A 23513-nucleotide genomic window follows, 5' to 3' on the forward strand; every position below is an offset into this window, starting at 1 on the left:
GGCCGACCAAAGGTCGCTCCGATTGCTGGAGAGGAAACTTCGCCGTACCGGCTGTTACGCCTCCACGCCCGCCGGCGGGGTCGGAGCGGCGTTGACCGGGTCGGCGAGCTGGGCATCGACCACGGCGACGGCGGTCATGTTGACCAGACCGCGGGTGGTGACCGACGGGGTGACGATGTGGACCGGCCGCTGCACACCCAGCAGGATCGGGCCGACATTCTGCGCCTCGCCCAGGATCTTCATCATGTTGAAGGCGATGTTGGCGGCGTCCAGCGTCGGCATCACCAGCAGGTTCGCCTCGCCCTTCAGGCGGCTGTCGGGCAGCAATTCCTTGCGGATGGCGGGGGCCAGTGCGGCATCGGCGTGCATCTCGCCGTCGATCTCCACGTCCGGCATCTGCTCATACGCCAGTTCCACCGCGGCGCGCATCTTGCGGGCCGACGGCGTGTCGGCGCTGCCGAAGTTGGAGTGCGACAGCAGCGCCACCTTCGGTTCGATGCCGAAGCGCTTCACCTCGTCCGCCGCCAGCCGGGCGATCTCGGCCACCTGTTCGGCGGTCGGGTCGGGGTTGACGTAGGTGTCGGTGATGAAATGGACGCCCTTCTGCGAGATCAGCGCGTTCATCGTCGCGGCGACCTTCACGCCGTCGCGCAAGCCGATCAGGCCGCAGATGTGGGCCCAATGCTCGTTGAAGCGGCCGGTGGTGCCGCAGACCAGCGCATCGGCCTCGCCACGGCGGACCATCAGCGCGCCGAAGACGGTCGGCTGGGTGCGGACCACGTTGGCGGCATGGCTGGGCGACACGCCGCGGCGGCCCATCAGCTTGCGGTAATGTTCGGTGAAGTTGTGATAGCGCGGGTCGCGGATGATCTCGATGACCTCGACGTCCTGGCCGATCTTCAGGCGCAGGCCCATCTCGGAAATGACGCGCTCGATCACCTCGCGCCGGCCGATCAGGATCGGCTGGGCGATGCCGTCGTCCACCACCACCTGGGCGCAGCGGATGACGCGCGGATCCTCGCCCTCGGCATAGACGACGCGCTTGGGCGCGGTCTTGGCCTTGGTGATGACCGGCTTCATGAACAGGCCGGAGCGGATGACATACTGGTTCAATTGGTCGCGGTAGGCGCGGAAATCGGCGATCGGCCGGGTGGCGACGCCGGATTCCATCGCGGCCTTGGCGACGGCGGACGACACCTCGACGATCAGACGCGGGTCGAAGGGCTTGGGCAGGATGTAGTCCGGGCCGAAGCGCAGCGATTCACCGACATAGGCCGCCGCCACCACGTCCGACGGCTCGGCACGGGCGAGGTTGGCCATGGCGTGGGTGGCCGCGATCTTCATCTCCTCGTTCACCGTGGTGGCGCCGACGTCCAGCGCACCGCGGAAGATGAAGGGGAAGCAGAGGACGTTGTTGACCTGATTGGGGAAGTCGGACCGGCCGGTGGCGATGATGGCGTCGGGGCGGGCTTCGCGGGCCAGGTCCGGCATGATCTCCGGCTCGGGGTTGGCGAGCGCCAGGATCAGCGGCTTGTCGGCCATGCGGGCCAGCAGCTCCGGCTTCAGCACCTTGGCGCCCGACAGGCCGAGGAAGATGTCGGCGCCGTCGATGACGTCGGACAGCGTGCGCGCTTCGGTATCGTGCGCGTAGGCTTCCTTGTATTCGTTCATCTCCTCGTTGCGGCCCTTGTGGACCACGCCGATGCGGTCGACCAACCAGACATTCTCGCGGCGGACGCCGAGCGACAGCATCAGGTCGAGGCAGGCGATGCCGGCGGCACCGCCACCGGTGGAAACGACCTTGACCTTCGAGATGTCCTTGCCGACCAGCGCCAGACCGTTCAGAACGGCGGCGCCCACCACGATGGCGGTGCCGTGCTGGTCGTCGTGGAACACCGGGATCTTCATGCGCTCGCGGCAGCGGCGCTCGATCTCGAAACAGGCGGGGGCGGCGATGTCTTCCAGGTTGATGGCGCCGAAGGTCGGCTCCAGCCGGACGATGGTGTCGACCAGGGCATCGACGTCCAGTTCGTTCAACTCGATGTCGAAGCAGTCGATGCCGGCGAACTTCTTGAAGAGGACGGCCTTGCCCTCCATCACCGGCTTGGCGGCGTAGGGCCCGATGTGGCCCAGGCCCAGCACGGCTGTGCCGTTGGTGACCACCGCGACCAGATTGGCGCGCGAAGTCAGTTCCGCCGCCTTCGACTGGTCTTCGGCGATGGCGGTGCAGGCGTGGGCAACGCCCGGCGAATAGGCAAGCGCCAGATCGCGCTGGTTGGCCATGGGCTTGGTCGCGACGATCGCCAGCTTACCGGGCCGCGGGTTGCGGTGATATTCAAGCGCCATCGCTTCAAAATCGCCGGACATCGGGTTTCTTCCTCCGGTTAACGAGATTTCAGTTAATTCTTTGCGTTCACGTCACCTGATTGGCGGTTATAGCCCATTCGGACTGTTGCGCCAACCATCCCTGGCAAACGGACAGGGGACGATCCGAACCAAATCGGACCGTCCCCTTACCTTACAGGATCCGCGGGTGTGCCGGATGGACCATCTTTGGATTTTCCAAATCCGGCGGGTGCCCCTGCTTTCCTGTCATTTGCCTGTCGTCACAGCTGGGCCAGAGCCGGCTCCTTGAAGTGCTGCTGATACTCGGCGACCGCCTTGGTCTCGTCGAACTCGCCTTCCATCTTGGCGACGACGACGGTGGCGACGCCGTTGCCGATCAGGTTGGTCAGGGCGCGGGCTTCCGACATGAAGCGGTCGACACCCAGCAGCAGGGCCAGGCCTTCGATCGGCAGGACGCCGGTGGCCGACAGGGTGGCGGCCAGCGTCACGAAGCCGCCACCGGTCACCGCTGCCGCACCCTTGGAGGTCAGCATCAGGATGACCAGGATATAGAGCTGCTGCCAGATCGTCAGGTCGACGTTGAAGGCCTGGGCGATGAAGATCGCGGCCATCGACAGGTAGATGGAGGTGCCGTCGAGGTTGAAGGAATAGCCGGTCGGGATGACGAGGCCGACGACATGCTTGGAGCAGCCGAACTTCTGCATCTTCTCCATCATGCGCGGCAGCACGGACTCCGAGGAGGAGGTGCCGAGCACGATCAGCAGTTCCTGGCGGATGTAGCGGATGAAGTTCCAGATGCTGAAGCCGTAGGCCTTGGCGATGCCGCCCAGCACGACGAACACGAAGATCGCCATGGTGATGTAGACCGACGCCATCAGCTGGCCGAGAGCGGTCAGCGAGGAGATGCCGTACTTGCCGATGGTGAAGGACATGGCGCCGAAGGCACCGACCGGGGCGACGCGCATCAGGATGCCGATCACGCCGAACAGGGCATGGCCGATCTTGTCGAAGATGTCCTCGACCACCTTGCCCTTCTGGCCCATGGCCGACAGCGCGACGCCGAACACCACGGCGAAGAACAGGATCTGCAGCATGTCGCCCTGGACGAAGGCGCCGACGACGTTGTCCGGCACGATGCCGACGACGAAGTCGATGAAGCCGTGTTCCTTGGCGGTTGTGGCGTATTTCTGCACCGAATCGGCCTGCAACTGGCCGGGCACGATGTTCATGCCGGCGCCCGGACGCACGAGGTTGACGACCAGCAGGCCGATGCCGAGCGCGAAGGTGGTCACCACCTCGAAATACAGCAGCGCCTTGCCGCCGACCTTGCCGACCTTCTTCAGGTTGCCGATCGAGGAGATGCCGGTCACCACCGTCAGGAAGACGATCGGGCCGATCACCATCTTGACCATCTTGATGAACAGGTCGCCCAGCGGCTTCATCTGTACCGCGACGGACGGATAGAAATGGCCCAGCAGGATGCCGATGGTGATGGCGCTCAGAACCTGGAAGGTCAGGTTGGTGTAGAAGGGCTTCTTCGCCCCATCCCGGCGCGCGTCGATGGCGTGTGCGCTCATGCTGCTCTCCTCGTGGCGTTCCTCGGAACGGCGTTCCTGACGGGGTGCCCGTTCTTTCGTCCGGCATTGGCGCCGGCTGGGCGGGCGGCCCCCAACTGATTGCCAGTGAAAGCAAGCGGTGGGCCAATTGCTGAATCCAGCAACATCAAGCATTTGGCGAATATGAGAGGGCGAAAATCCGCACGACAGCAGGCTTTCCGATGTGCGAAAATCCACACACTTCACAGCGCTGCAGCATCTTTGTTGCGGCGCAGCATGACAAAGGACGCCCTTGCTTAACACCCCGGCCGACCCGGCGACAGATTCGACCGTACAGCCGTTCGCGCCGTCGTCGCCTTCCCGTGCGGCGCAGATGGTGGCCCGTGCGCTGGAGCGGCCGCGCCGGCTTTTGATGGCGGCCTTGCTGCTCGGCGTGCCGATGACGGCGGCGGTGGCGGCCGGCTGGGCGTCGTCGCAGGCTCAAGCAGATCTGCGTGAGAGCGCGCAGGCGCAGCTGACGCTTTACAACGCCAACCTGCGGGCGGAACTGGAGCGGCATGCCGCCGTCCCGCTGGCCCTGGCCCAGGATGCGGAAGTCCGGGCGCTGCTGGCCTATCCGTCGCCGGCGGCGATGGAGAGGCTGAACCGCAAGCTGGAGGACATCGCGCGGGCGCTGGACGCGCTGGCGCTGTATGTCATGGATGCCAGGGGCACGACGGTGGCGGCCAGCAACTGGAAGGACGCCTCCAGCTTCGTGGGCGAGAATTTCTCCTACCGGCCCTATTTCCGCATGGCCATCGACCAGGGCGAGGGGCACCATTTCGCGCTCGGCACCACCTCGCTGGTGCCGGGTTACTACACCGCCAACCGGGTGGTGGCGGAAAACCGCACAGTGGGCGCGGTGGTGCTGAAGCTGGGCTTCGACCGGCTGGAACGGGCTTGGGCTCCGGGGCAGGAAAAGCTGCTGGTGACCGACCGCGACGGCGTGGTCTTCATCACCAACATGCCGTCCTGGCGCTATCATGCCCTGCCCCGCCGGCTGCCGATCAGCCTGCCGATCGTCCCGCAGGGCACCAGCGAGGGGCTGGACGTGCTGCCCTGGATCTTCGGCGGTGCGTCCGACCGCATCGCGCTGGAGGAGAAGGTCGGGCTTCGCCACTATCTGCTGACGTCGGTCGCGATGCCCGGCGGCGATTGGACACTGCACAGTCTGACCAGCCGCGATCCGGTCAACGCCCGCGCCTGGGTGGCCGGGTTGCTGGCGGCGGCGGCGGCGGCGCTGGCCGCGCTGACCGCCTATGCCGTGGCGCTGCGCCGGGTCGCGCTGGTGGAGCGGATCGCCCTGCAGGAGGAATCCCGTGCGGAGTTGGAACGGCGGGTCGCCGCCGCCACCGCCGATCTGCGCGCGGCGGAGAACGAGTTGACCCAGGCGGCGAAGCTGGCGGCACTTGGCCAGATGTCGGCGGGCATCGCGCATGAGATCAACCAGCCACTGGCCGCCATGCGCAGCTTCGCCGACAATGCGGTGGTTCTGTTGGATCGCGGGCGCATGGACGCGGTGCGCGACAATCTGGCGGAGATCGCGGCGCTGACCGACCGCATGGCGGCCATCACCCGGCAGTTGAAGGGGTTCGCCCGCCGCGCCTCCGGCACGCTGGGGCCGGTGTCGGTCCAGGCTGCGGTCGGACAGGCACTGGCGCTTCTGGAGTCAAAGCTGCGGCGGGACGACATTGCGGTGGAGGTCGACATGCCCGACCGGCCGGTGTGGGTGGTGGGCGAGGATGTGCGGCTGCAGCAGGTGCTGGTCAACCTGATCGGCAACGCTGTGGACGCCATGCGCGGCTGTCCCGTGCGCCGCCTGCGCATCGGTCTGATGTCGGCCGAGGGCGAAGCGCTGCTGAGCGTCGCCGACACCGGCCATGGCATCGCCGAGGCGGATTTGCCGCGGCTGTTCGTCCCCTTCTTCACCACAAAGGAGGCCGGCGAGGGGCTGGGGCTCGGCCTGTCGATCAGCCACGGCATCGTCGAGGATTTCGGCGGCAGCCTGACCGCCGCCAACCGCAACGGGGAGCCCGGCCAGGGGGCGGCCTTCACCCTGCGGCTCAAGACAACGGAACACCCGGCATGACTCAGACCACTTCGGAAAACTCCGTCCCGGTGAACGCCGGCAGCGTCCTGTTCGTCGATGACGAGCGCGCGGTGCGGCTGGCCGGTCAGCAGGCGCTGGAACTGGCGGGATTCGCGGTGACGGCCTGCGACGGGGCGGAACGGGCATTGCGCCATCTCGGCCGCGACTGGCCGGGCTGCCTCGTCACCGATGTGCGGATGCCGCAGATGGACGGGCTGGCGTTGCTGGCGCGGGTACGGGAGATCGATCCCGACCTGCCGGTCATCCTGATCACCGGTCATGGCGACGTGCCGATGGCGGTGGAGGCGATGCGCAATGGCGCCTATGACTTCCTGGAGAAGCCCTTCCCGTCCGACCGGCTGACCGAGATCGCCCGCCGCGCGGTCGAGAAGCGCCGGCTGGTGATGGAGAACCGACGGCTGCGGGCGCAGATCGCCGGCGGCGCCGATCCTGCCGGGACCATCGTCGGCCGTACCGCCGGCATCGAGCGGCTGCGCACCACCATCGCCGCGGTCGCCGACACCGATGCCGACGTGCTGGTGTTCGGCGAAACCGGCACCGGCAAGGAAATGGTGGCCCGCGCGCTTCACGAGGCGAGCGGGCGGCGCAAGAGCCCCTTCGTCGCGCTGAACTGCGGCGCGATGCCGGAAGCCATCTTCGAGAGCGAGCTGTTCGGCCATGAGGCCGGCGCCTTCACCGGCGCGGCCAAGCGCCGCGTCGGCCGGATCGAGCATGCCAGCGGCGGCACCTTGTTCCTGGACGAGATCGAAAGCATGCCGCTGTCGCTGCAGGTCAAGCTGCTGCGGGTGATCCAGGAACGGGTGGTCGAGCCGCTGGGATCGAACGAGCAGGTTGCGGTCGACCTGCGGGTGGTCGCCGCCACCAAGACGGATCTGCGGCAGGCGGCGGATGCCGGGACCTTCCGCGCCGACCTCTATTATCGCCTGAATGTGGTGGTGCTGACCATTCCGCCGCTGCGCGAACGGCGCGACGACATCCCATTGCTGTTCCAGCATTTCGTCGCCCAGGCTGCCACACGCTACAACCGCGAGCCGCGCGTGCCGACCCGCGAGCAGATGCAGCGTCTGATGGACCAGAACTGGCCGGGCAACGTCCGTGAACTGCGCAATGCCGCCGACCGCTTCGTGCTGGGGCTGGAGGAGGTGGCGCCGGCCGCGCCCGCACCGTCCACGCTGTCGCTCGCCGAACAGGTGGACCTGTTCGAGAAAGGCCTGATCCAGTCCGAACTGGCCCGGCAGCGCGGCAGCGTCAAGGCAGCCATCGAGGCGCTGAACATCCCGCGCAAGACCTTCTACGACAAGCTGAAGCGCTACGGCCTGAGCCGGGAGGATTTCATCGAGTAACCGTCTTCGCGTGGTGGACGGCGGTTGGCTTCTCCGCCGGAATCGGGAAAGGGCAGATCACAACGACTCCGGCGGATCGGCCCTCCCCCATCCGGCCAATTGACATTCCATTCCGCTTGCCGGACGTGCAAGCGCTTCCCATGTGGCCTTTCCTGTCCTGCAGCGCTTCCCACAGTCCGGAAAGCAGGCTTCCAGGCGGCGCGGACTGACGGACCTTTCCTTCGTTCCGGCTGTTGTATCGAGAGACCGTGCAGCATCGACGTCGAAGGGGACGGCCTGAGAATGTCACCGAGGATTAGCACCATGACCCCCCGTCTCCTTGCGGAGCTTCTGGAACCGATCCTGACCGCCGCGGATGACGACGAAGAGGCCTTGTCCGAGGCCGTGAACCTGACCGCGGAAGCCATGGCGGCGCTTGGCGCCACCGTGCTCGATCCCGATGGGCAGCCGGCCCGCGGGGTGTCCGACGAACGAGCCGTCGTCGCCGCGCTCAACACCCATGCGCACAACCTGATGCGCGACGGGCGGCTCGACGATGTCGTCGAGGCTCTGCAAGTGGCCGAACGGATCGGCCGCCTCGCCCATCTGCCGCACCACCCGCGGACTGTCTGACCACTCTTTCGGGAGACGGGCACGGTCGTTCGTGGAAGCGGCTTTGCGGGTGCGGAAACTCCGTCGCTCCGTGCTGCCCTCCATTCTGTTTGAGCGACGTGCCACCCAGCGCTCAACAGGGGAGGAGCCCTCGTGCCCACCGCGCCGCAGCCACACGCCCATTCGAACGTCCTGGCGAGCCCTCTGGACGGCGAGATCCTCTCGCGTCTTCAGGACTCCCTGTTGCCGGACCATCTCTTGACCCGCCGCTGGTACGCGGCCAAGGATGCCGGCCGGCCGGTTGTGCGCATCGTCGATGCCCTGCCGCTGCCCCTGCCCGGAGGTTCGCAGGCGCAGCTCTGCCTGCTGCGGGTCGAGCCGCCCGGGCGGGAGCCCCAGCTCTACCAGCTTCCCCTGATCCTCGACCGCGGCACGGGCGAGGATCCGTCGGTAATCATGGGAACGGAGGATCTGCCGGTCGCCGGCCGCCTGCGCGACGGCTATGCCGACGACGGGGTGGTCCGTGCGCTGCTGGGCGCCATGCTGCATCGCAACCTGAATGCAGGCGAAACGGCCTTGTCCCCCGGCCTCACCGCCGGCCACACCCGCGCCTGCGACGCGTTGGGCGACAGGCTCAACGCGGACGCCCCGCTGCACCGGATGACGGCGGAACAGTCCAACACCTCCATCCGCATCGGCGACGCCGCCATCCTGAAGGGTCTGCGCAAGCTGGAACCCGGCACCCATCCGGAACTGGAGGTCAGCCGCTTCCTGACCGAGGTGGCGCAGTTCCCCAACACCCCGGCCCTGCTGGGCTGGGTCGAGCGGGCCAACAGCTCCGGCTCCACCACGCTGTGCGTCATGCAGGCACTGGTGCCGGATGCCAGGGACGCCTGGGGCCATGTCACCGGCTACCTGAACGACCGCGTCGCCCGCTTCGACGACGACGAGGCGTCGCAGGCGGCCGATGCCGATAGTGTCGCCTTCCTGCGCCTGCTCGGCCAGCGGACGGCAGAGCTTCACCGGGCGCTCGCCACTCCCGGCGGCGGCGACGCCTTCACGCCCGAACCGGCGACGGTGGGGCGGCTGAAGGACTGGGCTGGCGGCGTGCGCACCCTGGCCAAGCGCGTGCTGGAACGGCTGCGCGCGGCGGCGCCGTCCCTCGACCCCGCCATTGCGCCTCAAGCCACGGCCCTCGCCGCCGGCGAAGCGGCGATGATGGCGCAGATCGATGCGCTGATCCCCGCGACAGCCGACCTCAGCGCCATGCGCCTGCACGGGGACTATCACCTGGGACAGATTCTGGTGTCGCGCGGCGACGTGCAGATCGTCGATTTCGAAGGCGAGCCGATGCGTCCGCTGGCCGAACGGCGGGCCAAGCACTGCATCCTGCGCGATGTCGCCGGCATGCTGCGCTCCATCTCCTACGCCGCCGCCATGGCCCGCGACGCGATGCCCGGCGACCTCGACGGCCCGTCCCGCGACGCCCGCAAGGCGTGGCTGTCCTGGTGGGAAGGCGCGGCGTCGGCCGCTTTCCTCGACGGCTACCGCAACGCCATCGGCGACTGCCCCGGCTTCCCGCAAGACGCGCGGGCGGCCCCCATGCTGCTGAAGCTGTTCCTGCTGGAGAAGGCGCTGTACGAGGTCGGCTACGAGCTTGCCAACCGGCCGGACTGGGTGGCGATTCCGTTGGCCGGCGTCACCGCCATCATCCGCGCCGATGCCGGGCCGGAGATCGCCAGCCGCGACCGTGACCGCATCGCCCCGGTGGACGAGCGCCGCCGCTGCCATTCCATGCCCTTCGGGGCGGAGGTGCAGGCCGACGGTTCCGTCCGCTTTTCGATCTGGGCGCCGACGGCGGCGTCCGTCCTGCTGTCGCTCGACGATGGCGGCCCGCCGGTGTCGATGGAGAACCAGGGCGACGGCTGGTTCAGCCTGACCACCGCACGGGCGCAGGCGGGCAGCCGCTACCGCTTCGTCCTGCCGGACGGGCTGGCGGTGCCGGATCCGGCCTCGCGCTACCAGCCGGATGACGTGCATGGCCTTTCGGAGGTGATCGACCCCGGCCTCCATGCCTGGACCGATGCCGCCTGGACCGGCCGGCCCTGGCACGAGACGGTGCTTTACGAGCTGCATGTCGGCACCTTCACGGAGGAAGGCACCTTCCTGTCGGCCATCGAACGGCTCGACGATCTGGTCGAATTGGGCATCACCGCCATCGAGCTGATGCCGGTGGCCGACTTCCCCGGCTCCCGCAATTGGGGTTATGACGGCGTGCTGCCCTTCGCCCCCGACAGCGCCTATGGCCGGCCGGAGGATTTGAAGAGTCTGGTGCAGGAGGCGCACGCCCGCGGGCTGATGGTCTTCCTCGATGTCGTCTACAACCACTTCGGACCGGAGGGGAACTACCTCCACGCTTTCGCCGACAGCTTCTTCACCGACCGCCACAAGACGCCCTGGGGGGCGGCGATCAATGTCGATGGCGAGCGCAGCGGATCGGTCCGCGACTTCTTCATCCACAACGCGCTCTATTGGCTGGAGGAGTTCCATCTCGACGGCCTGCGGCTGGACGCCGTCCACGCCATCATCGACGACAGCGACCGCCATGTGCTGGAGGAATTGGCGGAGCGGGTGCACAGCCATTTCCAGAGCCAGCGCCATGTCCATCTGGTGCTGGAGAACGACGCCAACCAGGCGCGCTTCCTGGCCCGCCACCGCGAGGGCGACCCGCTCTGGCACTCCGCCCAATGGAACGACGACCTGCACCACTGCCTGCACAGCGCGGCGACCGGCGAGGGTGGCGGCTACTACGCCGACTACGCCCATGATCCGGCCAAATGGGGCCGCGCCCTGGCGGAGGGCTTCGCCTTCCAGGGCGACCCGTCGGCCTACCGCGACGGCGAGCTGCGCGGGGAGCCGTCGGCCCATCTGCCGCCGAGCGCCTTCGTCACCTTCATCCAGAATCACGACCAGATCGGCAACCGCGCCTTCGGCGAACGCATCTCCCACATCGCCAAGCCCGAAGCTGTGCGCGCGGCGACCATCCTCTATCTGCTCGGTCCCGGCATTCCCATGCTGTTCATGGGCGAGGAATGGGCGTCGGCCAAGCCCTTCCCCTTCTTCTGCGACTTCGGCGAGGAATTGGCGGAAGCCGTGCGCAAGGGGCGGGCGGAGGAGTTCGCCAAATTCCCCGAATTCCAGGACCCCGACGCCCGCGCCCGCATCCCCGATCCCACCGCGCCGGAAACGGCAGAATCGGCCAGGCTTGATTGGGAGGCCCGTGAGACGGGCGAGCATGCCGATTGGCTCGACTGGTATCGCCGGGCCCTCGCCTTGCGGCGGGCGGAGATCGTGCCGCGGCTCGACGGCGTTCCCGGCGGCGCATCCAGCCATTGCGTGGTCGGCAAGACCGGCCTGACCGTCTGCTGGACGCTGGGCGACGGCAGCCGGCTGCATGCCTTCGCCAATCTGGCCGATTCGTCGGCTTCCGGCTTCCCCGAGGCCACGGGCCGCGTTCTGTGGACCGAGGGCGCCGGGCTGACCGGCGATACGCTCGGCCCCTGGTCGGTGGTTCTGTGGTTGGAGGACGCCTCGGCGCTCGACCGCTTGGCCGACCGCATGGGGATCGAACGCTCCTTCGACAACGCAGCCGGGGAGACGGTGACGGCCAGCGGGGAGACCATTCGCGCCCTGTTATCGGCGATGGGGGTCGAGGCGGGGGACGAGGCCGCCGCGCTTGCCCTTCTCGACCGGCTTGACGAGGAGGACTATAGCCGCGCCCTGCCCCCGGTGGTTGTCCGCCGCGCCGGGGAGGCGGTGACTGCACCGGTCACCCTGCCCCACGGCACCCGCACCCTGCGCTATACCCTGACACTGGAAAGCGGGGAGACGCAGAGCGGCGTGGTCGGCTTCGGCAGCCTGCCGCGCTGCCGCTGCATCACCGTCGGCGACGTGACCTATGCCGAGCGGCGCCTGCCGCTGGGAAAGCTGGACAAGGCCGGCTACCACACGCTGCGGGTGGAGACGGAGCATGGCGTGGCGGAAACCCGGCTGGTCCTGGCACCGTCCCGCTGCCATCTGCCGACGTCGATGCTGGTGGGTGAGAAGCTGTGGGGCCTGTCGGCGCAGCTCTACACCCTGCGCAGCGACCGCAACTGGGGCATCGGCGATTTCGGCGATTTGCGGACGCTGGCCGACATCGCGGCGGCGCGCGGGGCCGCGGTGATCGGGCTGAATCCGCTCCATGCCATGTTCCTCGACAATCCCGAGCATGCCAGCCCCTATTCCCCGGCCAGCCGGCTGTTTTTGAACCCGCTCTATATCGACGTCACCGCGGTCCCGGAGTTCCTGGACGACGCCGATCTGCGGAAGGAGGTTGCTTCGCCCGGCTTCCGGCAGGCGCTGGAGGCGGCGCGTGCCTCGGCCAATGTCGACTACACCGCGGTGTCCAGGCTGAAGCTGCCGATCCTGGACAAGCTGTTCCTTCGTTTCCAGGCGTCGGCCAAGCCGGACCGCCGCGCCGCCTTCGATTCCTTCCGGACCGAGGGCGGCATCGGGCTGACACGCTTCGCCACCTTCCAGGCCCTGCGCGAACATTTCGCGCAGGAGGGCAAGGCCGATTGGCACCGATGGCCGGCGGACTACCATGACGCCACGGCGCCAGCGGTGGAGCGCTTCGCCGAGGAGCAGTCCGGCCGCGTCGCCTATTTTGCCTGGCTGCAATGGCTGGCGGACGACCAGCTGCGTCTGGCGGCGGAACGGGCGGCCGAACTCGGCATGGCCATCGGCTTCTACCGCGACCTTGCGGTCGGAGCCGATGCCAGCGGAGCGGAAACCTGGATGACGCCGCAGGCGGTGGTGGACGCCGCCCATGTCGGCGCCCCGCCCGACCTGTTCAACCCCGCCGGCCAGGATTGGGGGCTGCCGCCCTTCCACCCGCGGGCCTTGCGCGATGCCGGCTATCGGCCCTTCATCGATCTGGTCCGCGCCAACATGCGCCATGCCGGTGCGCTGCGCATCGACCATGCGATGGCGCTTCAGCATGTCTATTGGATCCCCGACGGCCACCCGCCGGGCGAGGGCGCCTATGTCGGCTATCCGATGGAGGATCTGCTGGGCATCCTGGCGCTGGAGAGCCAACGTCACCGCTGTCTCGTCGTCGGCGAGGATCTGGGCACCGTGCCCGCGGGATTCCGCGAGCGGATGACCGCGGTCGGGGTGCTGAGCTACCGCGTCGTCTTCTTCGAATGGACCGAGGACGGCGCTTTCAAAGGGCCGGACGAGTATCCGGAGCTGGCGCTCGCCACCATCGGCAGCCACGATCTCGCCACCCTGCGCGGTTGGTGGGAAAGCGACGACATCGCGTTGAAGGCCGAAAAGGGGCTCTACCCGGCGGATGACGAGGAGGAAAAGCAGCAAACCCGTCGGTCGGCCGACCGCGGCGCCCTGGTCGATGCGCTGCGCGCCGCCGGGATCGCTCTGCCTGCCGGCTTCGGGCCGGACAGCCCCCATGACGAGGCGCTTGACCTTGCCGTGCATGCCTTCCTCGCCCGGACCAACGCCGCTCTGGCTGTGGCACAGCTGGACGACCTGACCCGCGAGCGCGAGCAGGTCAACCTGCCCGGCACCACCGACCAGTACCCCAACTGGCGCCGCAAGCTGTCGATGACGCTGGAGGAACTGGCCGACGCGCCGGAACCGGCGGCGGTCGCCGACATCCTGGCTGCGGCGCGCCCATCCGCCGCCCCCGCCCGCCGTTGATCTAAATACGCCACTCCATACTCCGAGGAGCACACACCCATGGCCCCCGCCGCCGGCAAGCCCATCCCTCGTGCGACGTACCGGGTCCAACTGAATGGCGAGTTCGGCTTCGGCCGCACCGCTGCCATCGCCGACTATATCGCCCGGCTGGGTGTCAGCCATCTCTATGCCTCCCCCTACATGAAGGCGCGGCCGGGCAGCACCCACGGCTACGACATCGTCAACCACAACGAGTTGAGTCCGGAGGTCGGCGACCAGACCGATTTCCGCGATCTGGTGGAGGCGCTGAAGCGCAACAACCTCGGCCAGATCCTGGACTTCGTGCCCAATCATATGGGTGTCGGCGGGTCGGACAATGAATGGTGGTTGAATGTGTTGGAGTGGGGGCCTGATAGCCCGTATGCCGGGTATTTCGACATCGAATGGGACTCCGACTACCGCTATCTCCAAGGCAAGCTGCTGGTGCCCTTCCTGGGCGACCAGTATGGCGCGGTGCTGGTGTCGGGCGGGCTGGAGCTGCGCTTCGACAAGGAGACCGGCAGCTTCGCGGTTTGGGCCTATGGCAGCCACAAGCTGCCGGTTCGGCCGCAGGATTACGGCACCATACTCGGCAGCGACCACCCGGATCTGGAGCGGATCGGCGACGCGTTCGCCCATCTCGCCTATGCCCGGCCCCACCAGATCGCGCGGGCCGGCGTTCAGAAGGTGGAACTGGCGACACTGGTGGCGACACGGCCGGACGTGGCCGATGCGATCAACCAGCGGCTGTCCGTCTTCCGAGGCTATCAGGGAGAAATCGACAGCTGGAGCCATCTGCACGCGTTGATCGCCTGCCAGAACTGGCGGGTCGCCTATTTCAAGGTGGCGGCCGACGACATCAATTACCGCCGCTTCTTCAACATCAATGAACTGGCCGGACTGCGCATGGACGAGCCGGAGCTGTTCGACGTCGCCCACCGCATGGTGCTGGGGATGGTGGAGGACGGCACGCTCGACGGCATCCGCATCGACCACATCGACGGGCTGATCGACCCCAAGGGCTATTGCGAGCGGCTGGTCGCGGCGGCGTGCAAGCCCTTCTATCTGGTGGTGGAGAAGATCCTGGCCCGGCATGAGCGGCTGCGCGAGGATTGGCCGATCGACGGCACCACCGGTTACGAGTTCGCCAACCTGATGGGCGGCCTGTTCGTCGATCCCAAGGCGGAGGAGGCCTTCACCCGCCTCTATGCCGACTTCATCGGCCAGCGCGACGATTTCGAAGAGGTGGTGCGGCAGTGCAAGATCCGAATCATGGAAAGCGAGATGGCGAGCGAGCTGAACGTGCTGTCGCGCAAGGCGGCGCGCATCGCCCGCTCCAACCCGGCCACCGCCGATTTCACCGCCAACATCCTGCATCAGGCGTTGAAGGAGACCATCGCCCGCTTCCCGGTCTACCGCACCTATGTCGATGGCGGCGTGCCGAGCGATCTGGACCGCCGTGACATCGACTGGGCGATCTCCCGGGCACGGCGGGCCGACCAGGGACCGGACGGCTCGGTCTATGATTTCCTGCAGCGGCTGCTGACCAGCGATCTGGTGGCGGCACCCAAGAGCGGCTACAGCCACCGGCAGGTCACCCGCTTCGCCATGCGGTTCCAGCAGTATAGCGGGCCGGTGATGGCCAAGGGGCTGGAGGACACCGCCTTCTACCGCTACAACCGGCTGGCGGCGCTGAACGAGGTCGGCGGCCATCCCGACCATTTCGGCGTCAGCGTCTCCGCCTTCCACCGGGCCAACCAGGACCGCGCCCGCAACTGGCCGGGCAACATGCTGGCCAGCACCACCCACGACACCAAGCGTGGCGAGGACACCCGCGCCCGCCTCTACGCCCTGTCGGAGATGCCGGAGGAATGGGAACGGCAGGTCCAGACCTGGAGCCGGCTGCTGCGCGCCCGTCGCGGCGACGTTGAGGGCACCGCTCCCCCCGACCGCAACGATGAGTATCTGTTCTACCAGCTGCTGCTCGGCGCCTGGCCGGCGGAATTGACCGGTGCGACGGTCGAGCGGATCGAACAGCCGGCGATGACCGCCTTCGCCGAGCGCATCGTCGGTGCCATGACCAAATCGATGCGCGAGGCCAAGGTCCATTCGACCTGGGCCGCACCCAACGAGGCCTATGAGGGGGCGGTCGTCAGCTTCATTCACGATGCGCTCGATGTGACCCGGCGCAACGCCTTCCTGGAGGCCTTTCTGCCCTTCCAGGCGGCGCTGGCGCGCATCGGCATGGTCAACGGGCTGTCCCAGACCCTGCTGAAGCTGACCAGCCCCGGCGTGCCCGACATCTATCAGGGCTGCGAGCTGTGGAATCTCAGCCTCGTCGATCCCGACAACCGGCTGCCGGTGGATTACGATGCCCGCCGCACGCTGCTTGAGGAGGTGGAGGGGGTCGTGGAGCGCGGCGCCGTCTCAACCCTGCTGGAGCGCTGGACCGACGGTGCGGTGAAGCTGGCGGTGACCCGGCAGGCGCTGGCTGTGCGGGCGGAGAAGCCGGAGGTCTTCAGTGCAGGCGAGTATCTGCCGCTGGACGCCACCGGCGACCGTGCCGACCATGTGGTCGCCTATGCCCGCCGGGCCGGCGACGACACGGTGCTGGTGGCGGTGCCCAGGCTGGTCGGACAGTTGGGAGAGGCGCCCGACTGGGGCAATACCGCCATCCCGCTGCCGCGCGGCACCCGCTGGCGCAACCGCCTGACCGGCGCGGACGTGGAGGGCGGCGACGCGGTTTCCGCCGGGACTTTGTTTGCCGACCTTCCGGTCGCCCTTCTGTCGCGGGAGGGGTGAGGGGCGCAGCAGACCTTGCTCCTGATCATCAGTCCCCGGCCATCGGTGATGGAAAAGGGCGCCTGCCGGGTCCGTCCCCGTATTCCACCCCACCAACAACGGCCGGGCGGAGTGATCCCGCCAAATTCGATCCGGCCCCGAAGCGTCCGCCGATGCGCCGACCGGGATGCGCCGAAAACGAAAAACGCCCACCGGATGGCGGGCGCTTTCGAAGGTTGGCTTTCCGTGTGCGGTTCAGGCCGAGCGTACCTTGGGAAGGCCGGCGGTGAAGGGGGCGGACCCGTGGAAGATCTCCAGCGCGTCCGGCTTGGAGGACGGGCGCAGGCCGCCCAGGATTTCCCCGACGGCGCCGATGGCCTGGACCAGCGCGTCCGGCATCACCGGCTTGCGCAGCAGACCCATGGCGAAGCTGCGGGCCTCCGCCGCATGGTGATCGAAACCGGTCATCAACAGCGACGGAATGCCATTCTCCTGCCACAGCCGCCGGGCCAGCACGAGGCCGTTCTCCCCACCGGCGAGATTGACGTCGACCAGCGCCAGGTCGGGACACTCGCGGGCACCGACCCGCGCGGCCTTGGCGGCATCGCGCAGGGGGCCGACCACGGTGTAGCCCGCATTCTCCAGAACGGCCTTCACGGCCGGACCGATCAGCGGATCGTCCTCGACGACAAGCAACTTCAAGACGGCATGCTCCCTTGATCTAACCGAGCGGGCTTATAGCCCGCCCCGTCCGGTTTTCGAAGCCCGTTCGGCTTCGATCCACTGAACCGCCCATGTTTGTCGCGGTTCCGCCCCGTTCAAGAGGTCGAAGGGGTACCCCCTTCCGATCATAGGGTTTCACCGAACATCCGGTTTGGAAACATACACCATTGCCGCCTGTTTTACCCGTACGCGTGAGAGGAAAGAAGCCATGGCATTTGTCGAGCTGACAGAGATATCGGGGGAAACCGTTCTGGTGAACCCCATCGCCGTCGCCTATCTGCGGACGACGGCCGATGGCGGGACGGCACTGCATTTCACCGGGCGGGCGGAGCCGCTGCGGGTGCCGGGCGCGCCGTCCGATGTCGCCCGCTCCCTGGAAAACGCGGCGCCCACCCCGCCCGACCCCACCCTGTCACTGCTGGCCTGAGAGGCGCTGCCGGCCTGTGGAACGGTTCAGCCGCGGGGATAAATGGGCGCCCGCTTTTCGAAGAAGGCGGTGATGCCCTCCGCCGCCTCCGCCCCATGCAGCGCCTCGACGAAGAAGGCGGCCTCGCGGTCGAGCTGGTCGTCAGGTGCGCCGAAGCCACTCTCGATCAGCCGCTTGGCCCTGCCGATGGCCAGCGTCGGCCCCTCGGCCAGCCGCTCTGCCCAGGCCATCGCCTCGGCGAGAGCGGTGCCGGGCGCCACCACCCGGTTGACGATGGCGAGCTGCGCCAGCCGCGCCGCGCCGATCCTGCCGCCCTCGAACATGATCTCTGCCGCCAACTGCGGCGTCGCGGCGCGGGCGAGAAAGGCCGACGCCCCGCCGTCCGGGTTGAGGCCAACCTTCACATAGGCCAGGGTGAACACCGCATCCTCCGCCGCAACGATCAGGTCGCACCCCAATGCCACGGAGAAGCCCGCCCCTGCGGCGGCCCCCTCGACGGCGGCGATCACCGGCTTGGGGCAGGCGCGCATGGCGCGGGTCCAGCCATGGAAGCGCTCCAGGCTGGCACGGGTGACTTCGGGATCGGCCTTGGCGTTGCCGAGCAGCCGGCCCAAATTGCCGCCGGAACAGAAGCTGCCGTTGGCCCCGGTCAGGACGATGGCGCCCACGCCCGGATCCTCGGCCGCCTGAGTCAGCGCGTCGCGGGCGGCGGCCATCATCTCCGGCCCCAGCGCGTTCTTGGTGGCCGCGTCGTCCATGGTCAGCACCATCACGCGGCCCTGGCGCGCGACGGTCAATTGTCCGCTCATAGCTCGGTTCCCTCCCGGTTCTCGCTGCCCGGCCGGTATTTGAACATGCCTTCCGACGTGGCGATCAGGGCGCCGGTATCGCCGTGGCGGATCTCCGCCGCGATGCCGACGATCTTGCGCCCGCCGCCGCGCAGCCGGCCGGTGGCGACCAGCGTACCGGTGCGCGCCTGCCCCAGGAAGCTCGTCGACAGCGACAGCGTCACCACCCGCCGCACCCGGCCGGGAAAGGGACAGTATGTTGCCGAGAATCCGGAAACCGTGTCCAGAAGCGTCGCCAGAACCCCGCCATGCACCACCCCGGCCCGGTTCAGGTGGCGCTCGCCGATGGCCATCGTCAGCTCCGCCTCCCCCTCCTCCCAGCGACTCAAGGCGTAGCCCAGCAGGCGCTGGAATCCCGATTCCGGCTCCCCGTTCAGCAGATCGTCCATACCCAGTTCGTCCATCCCCTGCCCCATCACGCGGCTGTTTCGTGCGCGAAGTAAAGCGCGTGCAGGCGCTCCAGGTCCACCCGGTCGCCGCGTTCGGACAGCACGACCTTGCCCGACTGCATCAGATGGACATGGTCGGCGATCTTCAGCGCGCGGCTGGTGTTCTGCTCCACCAGCAGGATGGTCAGCCCTTCCGCCCGCAGCCGGGCTAGGATGCGGAAGATCTCGTCCACCACAACGGGGGCGAGGCCGAGAGACGGCTCGTCGATCAGGCAGACGCGGGGCTGCTCCATCAGGCCGCGGCCGATGGCGAGCATCTGCGCTTCGCCGCCCGACAGGGTGCCGGCGATCTGGCCGCGCCGTTCGGCCAGACGGGGGAACATGTCCATGACCATCGCCTTGTTGCGCTTCCACTCCCTGCGGCAGCCGGGTGGGAAGGCGCCCATCATCAGGTTGTCCTCCACCGTCATGTCGGGGAAGATCATCCGGCCTTCGGGGATCATCACCAGCCCGTCGGCCACCCGGTCCCAGGTCTTCATCGCCTTGCGGCTCTGGCCGTCGACGCGGATGTCGCCGGAGGTGGCGGGCACCAGCCCCATGATGGCGCGCAGCAGCGTCGTTTTGCCGGCACCGTTCGGGCCGACGATCACCGTGGTCTTGCCGGTCTCCACCGACAGGGACACGTCCCACAGCACGTTGATCGCGCCATAGCCGGCCCGAAGCGTCAGGATATCGAGCGCGTTGGTCATGACGCCTCCGCAAGCGTGGTTTCGCCGGTGTAGCTGCGGATCACCTCCGGGTCGCGGAACACCGCATCCGGAGAGCCGTCGGCGATGATCTGGCCGAAATTCAGCACCAGCACCCGCGGGCAGAGCGCGGCGATGGTGGCGATGTCATGTTCGATGATGACCATGGCGAGGCGGTAGCGGTCGCGCACCGCCGCCAACCGTTCCATGAAGGCGCGCTTGCCGCTGGTCTCCAGCCCGGCCAGCACCTCGTCCAGCAGAAGCAGGCTGGGCTCGGTCGCCAGCGCCTTGCCGACCTCCAGCGCCTTGTGCTCGGTCAGGGCCAGTTCGGTGGTGGCGTCGCGGTCGGCCTTGTCGCGCAGGTTCAGGATGTCGAGGATCTCGTCGATCCGCTTGGGGTCCTTCTTCCCGGCGCCGAAACGCTGGGCGACCAGCAGATTCTCCCGCACCGTGCAGTGGCCGAAGGGGCGCGGGATTTGAAAACTGCGGCCGATGCCGAGCCGCGCCCGCTTCCATTCCGGCAGCTTCAAGAGCGAGGTGCCGCGGAAGTCCAGCCGCCCGGCGGTGGGGCGCACCACGCCGGAAATGACGTTGAACAGCGTGGTCTTGCCGGCGCCGTTGGGGCCGACCAGTCCGATGCTCTCGCCCTCCGCAATGGAGAAGCTGGCACTCTTCAGCGCCTGCACCCCGCCGAAATTGACCTGGACGCCGTCAAGCGTGAGCATGGCGGTTCTCCTTCGCCGGGCGGCGGCTGAGCGCCGGCATCAGTCCGCCGGGGCTGAACAGGATCATGGCGCAGAGCAGGACGCCGAGGATCATCTGGTGGCCGTGCGGCAGGATCGGCTTGAACAGCAGCTGGTCGACCAGATAGATCGCCAACGCCCCCACCACCGGCCCCCACACCGTGCGGTAGCCGCCGAAGATCGCCGCGGCGATGGGCAGCACGGTCCATCCGCTGGAAAAGGCGTAGTCGGGATCGAGGAAGCTGATGAAATGGGCGTTGAAGGCGCCGACCACCCCGGTGATGAAGGCCGACAGCACCAGCATCGCCGCCTTCAGGTGGGTGCTGGGCACGCCGACGACGCGGGTCGCCACCTCCGTATCGTGCATCGCCTTCAGGGCAAGGCCCCAGGTGCTGCGCCGGATGGCGTCATAGGCGAAGGCCGCCAGCACGACGATGGTCAGGACGATCAGGTAGCCGCCGGTCTTGTCGCCGAAATCGAAGCCCAGCACGGTGGGAAAGCGCGGGATCGACAGCAGACCGCCGGCCCCGCCGGTGATGGGGGTCATCTCCGTCGCCAGAATCTGGAAGATGTGGGCATAGGCCAGGATGGCGAGGGCGAAATAGGGGCCGCGCAGCCGCAGCGCCGGCAGCATGGCGATGGAGGACACCGCCGCCCCCACCCCGCCCAGCAGCATGGATGCTGTGACCGGCACCCCCAGCTTCATCGCCAGCACGGCGGAGGTGTAGGACCCCACCCCGAAGAAGGCGGCGTGCCCAAAGCTGACCATGCCGCCGAGATTGCCCAGCAGCGCCCAGGCCACCGCCACTCCGGCGATGGTCAGCGCCGCCACGATCAGCCCCAGCACATAGGCGTTGCCGCCGAAGACCAGAGGCACGCCGACATAGGCAACCGCGAGCGCCACGATCAGAAACAGACGGTTCATCAGGGAGTTGCTCATCGCGCCAGTGCCCTCCCGCCGCCGAACAGGCCAGAGGGCGAGACGAACAGCACGACCAGGAAAAGGATCATTCCCGCCAACTCCTGCAGCGAGGCCGACAGATAGGTGACCGTCAGCGATTCGATGACGCCGATCATGACGGCGCCGATCAGCACGCCGGGGATCGAGCCCATCCCGGCCAGCACGGTGATGATGAAGGCCTTGACCGTCAGCACATGGCCCAATGCCGGGAAGACGGTCTTGCCGGTGTAGATGGCGAAGCCGGCGAAGGTGGCGAGCAGAGCCGCGATCATGAAGGACAGGATCTCGATCCTGCGCGGGTTGACGCCCATCAGCGTCGCCGCCGCCCGGTTCGACGACAGCGCCCGCACCGCCCGCCCCTGCCAGGAATGGTTCAGCCACCACCAGACCCCGGCCATCAGCACCAGCCCGCCGATGAAGGCCGCGACCTCCGCATTCATCGCGAACAGCGTGTCGGCGATCACCATCGAATCCTGGAACCACGGATCGGAGGTCGACCGGATATCGGCCGCCCAGATCGACAGGATGGTGTTGGTCAGGATGATCCCCAGCCCGAAGGTGAGGATCAGCGAGTTGATCTCGCGGTCCTGCTCGATGCGGCTGAGCAGGGCATAGACGAGGGCCGATGCCGCCGCGACGATCACCAGCGCCACCGGGATCGCCAGCACCGGAGAGACGCCATAGTTGGATTCGGCGGCGTAGGCGACATAGGCGGCCAGCAGCACCAGTTCGCCATGGGCGAGGTTGATGACCCGCATGGTCCCGAACACCAGCGCCAACCCGACCGCCACGGTCGCGTAATAACCGCCGGCGAGCAGGCCGGAGAACAGTGCCTGGAGCGTCAGTTCGAACATGGGTTGCGCCCTGTTGGAGGTGGCGGGGGCGACAGATCCCTCTCCCGTCCCGGGAGAGGGAGTATCAANCGGGAGAGGGGCTATTTGCTCACCAAGGCACCGCCGGGAAGTTCATCTTTCCGTTGGCGGCGTCCGGCGGCCAGACCAGCACCACCTTGCCGCCCTGGTGCTGGCCCATGCGGTGGGTGAAGTTCAGGTTGTCGCCGTTCCTGTCGAAGGTGACGCGGCCGATCAGGGTGTTGGCGTCGGTCTTGCGCAACTCGTCCGGCAGGCCGCCCTTGCCAAGCGTCCCCGCCTCGTCGGCGCGGACCACGGCGTCGATCAGCAGGCGGGTCTGGACATAGCCGAACTGGCCCAGATAGTCGGGGTCCTTGTTGAACAGTTTCTTGTAGGTCGCGGCGAATTCCACCGCCTCCGGCTGGGTGAATTCCACCGGGTAGGGCAGCATGGAGGTGCCGTAGACATTCTCCATCAGGTCGGGGAATTCCTTGGCCATCTGCGCGGTGGCGAGCGACCAGACGCCGACCACCGCCTTGACCTGCGGCTTCAGCACCTTGGAGGCCCGCAGGATGCCGACATAGTCGTTCTCGTAGCCGACCATGGCGATGGCGTCGGGGCGGTCCTGCAGCTTCACCTTGTTCATCAGCGGCTTGAAGTCGCTGGTAGCGCCGTCGAACTCGTGCATGCCGACGGTCACGCCCTTGGCTGTCAGCGCCGTGTTGACCTGTTTGGCGAGGCTGCTGGTGGCGTCCTTGTTCAGATAGACCACCGAGACCTTCTTGGCGCCCAGGTCCTGCAGCAGGCCGATCATCGCCAGCGCATAGCCGTCGGTGTTGTTGATGCGGAAGAAGGTGGGATAGCCGCGCTGGGTCAGTTCCGGCGACACGCCGCCCGAAGTGATGTAGACCAGCCCGGCCTTCTGTGCCGCCTCAGAGGCCGGACCGATGATGTTGGAGCCGTAGCCGCCGGTGATCGCCACCACCCCGTCGCCGACGAGCTTCTCCACCGCGGCCACCGCCTTGGCGGGGGAGGTCTCGTCGTCGATGGTCTGGACCTTGAAGCTGTGCTTGCCGGCATAGCTCCTGTTCGCCATCTCGACGGCGACGGCGATGCCTTCATGCATGCCCTGGCCGACGCGGGCGAGGCTTCCGGTCAACGGCAGTTCGGAGCCCAGCAGGAATTCCCTGGCCTGTGCCGCCCCGGCACCGAGCGCCACGGAGAGGGCCAGGGCCGAGACTGTGACGAGATGGGCAAGTGTCCGCTTCATGGTCTTTTATC

The 23513-nt window shown here is 67.7% G+C and carries 16 protein-coding genes; 6 read left to right on the forward strand and 10 right to left on the reverse strand.

Features of this window, described 5'->3' with window-relative positions:
* Positions 1 to 54: 54 nt before the first annotated feature.
* Together A6A40_RS20145 and A6A40_RS20150 are read right to left on the reverse strand one after the other, a co-directional pair.
* Positions 55 to 2367, reverse strand: a complete 2313-nt coding sequence (locus tag A6A40_RS20145; protein ID WP_108547665.1) for an NADP-dependent malic enzyme — start codon at positions 2365 to 2367, stop codon at positions 55 to 57.
* A gap of 239 nt (positions 2368 to 2606) precedes the next feature.
* Positions 2607 to 3923: a dicarboxylate/amino acid:cation symporter gene (locus A6A40_RS20150; protein ID WP_108547666.1), complete on the reverse strand. Its 1317-nt coding sequence runs from the start codon at positions 3921 to 3923 to the stop codon at positions 2607 to 2609.
* Positions 3924 to 4194: 271 nt separating this feature from the next.
* On the opposite strand from A6A40_RS20150, the gene A6A40_RS20155 reads away from it, so the two are divergent.
* The 5 genes from A6A40_RS20155 (at position 4195) to treY (ending at position 16565) form a co-directional block, all read left to right on the forward strand.
* Positions 4195 to 6030, forward strand: a complete 1836-nt coding sequence (locus A6A40_RS20155) for an ATP-binding protein (RefSeq protein ID WP_236783911.1) — start codon at positions 4195 to 4197, stop codon at positions 6028 to 6030.
* Positions 6027 to 7394: a sigma-54-dependent transcriptional regulator gene (locus A6A40_RS20160; RefSeq protein ID WP_174718536.1), complete on the forward strand. Its 1368-nt coding sequence runs from the start codon at positions 6027 to 6029 to the stop codon at positions 7392 to 7394. The genes A6A40_RS20155 and A6A40_RS20160 overlap by 4 nt, the downstream gene beginning before the upstream one ends.
* 303 nt (positions 7395 to 7697) lie before the next feature.
* Positions 7698 to 8006, forward strand: a complete 309-nt coding sequence (locus A6A40_RS20165) for a hypothetical protein (RefSeq protein ID WP_014188313.1) — start codon at positions 7698 to 7700, stop codon at positions 8004 to 8006.
* A 132-nt stretch (positions 8007 to 8138) separates the two neighbouring features.
* Positions 8139 to 13745 (forward strand): malto-oligosyltrehalose trehalohydrolase, encoded by a 5607-nt coding sequence (treZ, locus tag A6A40_RS20170; RefSeq protein WP_108547668.1) that lies wholly within the window; start codon positions 8139 to 8141, stop codon positions 13743 to 13745.
* Between the two features lie 39 nt (positions 13746 to 13784).
* Positions 13785 to 16565 (forward strand): malto-oligosyltrehalose synthase, encoded by a 2781-nt coding sequence (gene treY / locus A6A40_RS20175; protein ID WP_108547669.1) that lies wholly within the window; start codon positions 13785 to 13787, stop codon positions 16563 to 16565.
* A 234-nt stretch (positions 16566 to 16799) separates the two neighbouring features.
* On the opposite strand, the gene A6A40_RS20180 is transcribed toward treY, so the two are convergent.
* The gene (locus A6A40_RS20180) at positions 16800 to 17246 is read right to left on the reverse strand and encodes a response regulator (protein WP_108547670.1); all 447 of its coding nucleotides are present in this window, start codon (positions 17244 to 17246) and stop codon (positions 16800 to 16802) included.
* Between the two features lie 229 nt (positions 17247 to 17475).
* Here A6A40_RS20180 and A6A40_RS20185 point away from each other — a divergent pair, with 229 nt between their 5' ends.
* A complete protein-coding gene (locus A6A40_RS20185) occupies positions 17476 to 17694 on the forward strand; it encodes a hypothetical protein (RefSeq protein ID WP_108547671.1) in 219 nt (72 codons plus the stop codon).
* 26 nt (positions 17695 to 17720) lie between these two features.
* Here the strand turns inward: A6A40_RS20185 and A6A40_RS20190 are convergent, their stop codons facing one another.
* From A6A40_RS20190 to A6A40_RS20220, 7 genes are all read right to left on the reverse strand, one after another.
* Positions 17721 to 18503: an oxepin-CoA hydrolase, alternative type gene (locus A6A40_RS20190; RefSeq protein WP_108547672.1), complete on the reverse strand. Its 783-nt coding sequence runs from the start codon at positions 18501 to 18503 to the stop codon at positions 17721 to 17723.
* Positions 18500 to 18946, reverse strand: coding sequence for a PaaI family thioesterase (locus tag A6A40_RS20195; RefSeq protein ID WP_236783912.1), 447 nt, complete (start codon positions 18944 to 18946; stop codon positions 18500 to 18502). Before A6A40_RS20195 ends, A6A40_RS20190 begins: the two co-directional genes overlap by 4 nt.
* A gap of 11 nt (positions 18947 to 18957) precedes the next feature.
* Positions 18958 to 19680 (reverse strand): ABC transporter ATP-binding protein, encoded by a 723-nt coding sequence (locus tag A6A40_RS20200; protein WP_108547674.1) that lies wholly within the window; start codon positions 19678 to 19680, stop codon positions 18958 to 18960.
* On the reverse strand, positions 19677 to 20402 hold the full coding sequence (locus tag A6A40_RS20205) for an ABC transporter ATP-binding protein (RefSeq protein WP_108547675.1): 726 nt from the start codon (positions 20400 to 20402) through the stop codon (positions 19677 to 19679). Before A6A40_RS20205 ends, A6A40_RS20200 begins: the two co-directional genes overlap by 4 nt.
* The gene (locus tag A6A40_RS20210; protein WP_108547676.1) at positions 20389 to 21360 is read right to left on the reverse strand and encodes a branched-chain amino acid ABC transporter permease; all 972 of its coding nucleotides are present in this window, start codon (positions 21358 to 21360) and stop codon (positions 20389 to 20391) included. The genes A6A40_RS20205 and A6A40_RS20210 overlap by 14 nt, the downstream gene beginning before the upstream one ends.
* Positions 21357 to 22235 (reverse strand): branched-chain amino acid ABC transporter permease, encoded by an 879-nt coding sequence (locus A6A40_RS20215; protein WP_108547677.1) that lies wholly within the window; start codon positions 22233 to 22235, stop codon positions 21357 to 21359. Before A6A40_RS20215 ends, A6A40_RS20210 begins: the two co-directional genes overlap by 4 nt.
* A gap of 88 nt (positions 22236 to 22323) precedes the next feature.
* Positions 22324 to 23502, reverse strand: coding sequence for an ABC transporter substrate-binding protein (locus A6A40_RS20220; RefSeq protein WP_108547678.1), 1179 nt, complete (start codon positions 23500 to 23502; stop codon positions 22324 to 22326).
* Between the last annotated feature and the right edge of the window lie 11 nt (positions 23503 to 23513).

Source organism: Azospirillum humicireducens (genome assembly GCF_001639105.2).
Taxonomy (GTDB): Bacteria; Pseudomonadota; Alphaproteobacteria; order Azospirillales; family Azospirillaceae; genus Azospirillum; species Azospirillum humicireducens.

Coding starts and splice junctions, on each gene's coding strand:
- A6A40_RS20185 (WP_108547671.1), top strand. CDS start 17,476: ATGGCATTTGTCGAGCTGACAGAGATATCGGGGGAAACCGTTCTGGTG.
- A6A40_RS20215 (WP_108547677.1), bottom strand. CDS start 22,235: ATGTTCGAACTGACGCTCCAGGCACTGTTCTCCGGCCTGCTCGCCGGC.
- A6A40_RS20145 (WP_108547665.1), bottom strand. CDS start 2,367: ATGTCCGGCGATTTTGAAGCGATGGCGCTTGAATATCACCGCAACCCG.
- A6A40_RS20190 (WP_108547672.1), bottom strand. CDS start 18,503: ATGAGCGGACAATTGACCGTCGCGCGCCAGGGCCGCGTGATGGTGCTG.
- treY (WP_108547669.1), top strand. CDS start 13,785: ATGGCCCCCGCCGCCGGCAAGCCCATCCCTCGTGCGACGTACCGGGTC.
- A6A40_RS20200 (WP_108547674.1), bottom strand. CDS start 19,680: ATGACCAACGCGCTCGATATCCTGACGCTTCGGGCCGGCTATGGCGCG.
- A6A40_RS20210 (WP_108547676.1), bottom strand. CDS start 21,360: ATGAGCAACTCCCTGATGAACCGTCTGTTTCTGATCGTGGCGCTCGCG.
- A6A40_RS20165 (WP_014188313.1), top strand. CDS start 7,698: ATGACCCCCCGTCTCCTTGCGGAGCTTCTGGAACCGATCCTGACCGCC.
- A6A40_RS20195 (WP_236783912.1), bottom strand. CDS start 18,946: ATGGACGAACTGGGTATGGACGATCTGCTGAACGGGGAGCCGGAATCG.
- A6A40_RS20160 (WP_174718536.1), top strand. CDS start 6,027: ATGACTCAGACCACTTCGGAAAACTCCGTCCCGGTGAACGCCGGCAGC.
- A6A40_RS20220 (WP_108547678.1), bottom strand. CDS start 23,502: ATGAAGCGGACACTTGCCCATCTCGTCACAGTCTCGGCCCTGGCCCTC.
- A6A40_RS20150 (WP_108547666.1), bottom strand. CDS start 3,923: ATGAGCGCACACGCCATCGACGCGCGCCGGGATGGGGCGAAGAAGCCC.
- A6A40_RS20205 (WP_108547675.1), bottom strand. CDS start 20,402: ATGCTCACGCTTGACGGCGTCCAGGTCAATTTCGGCGGGGTGCAGGCG.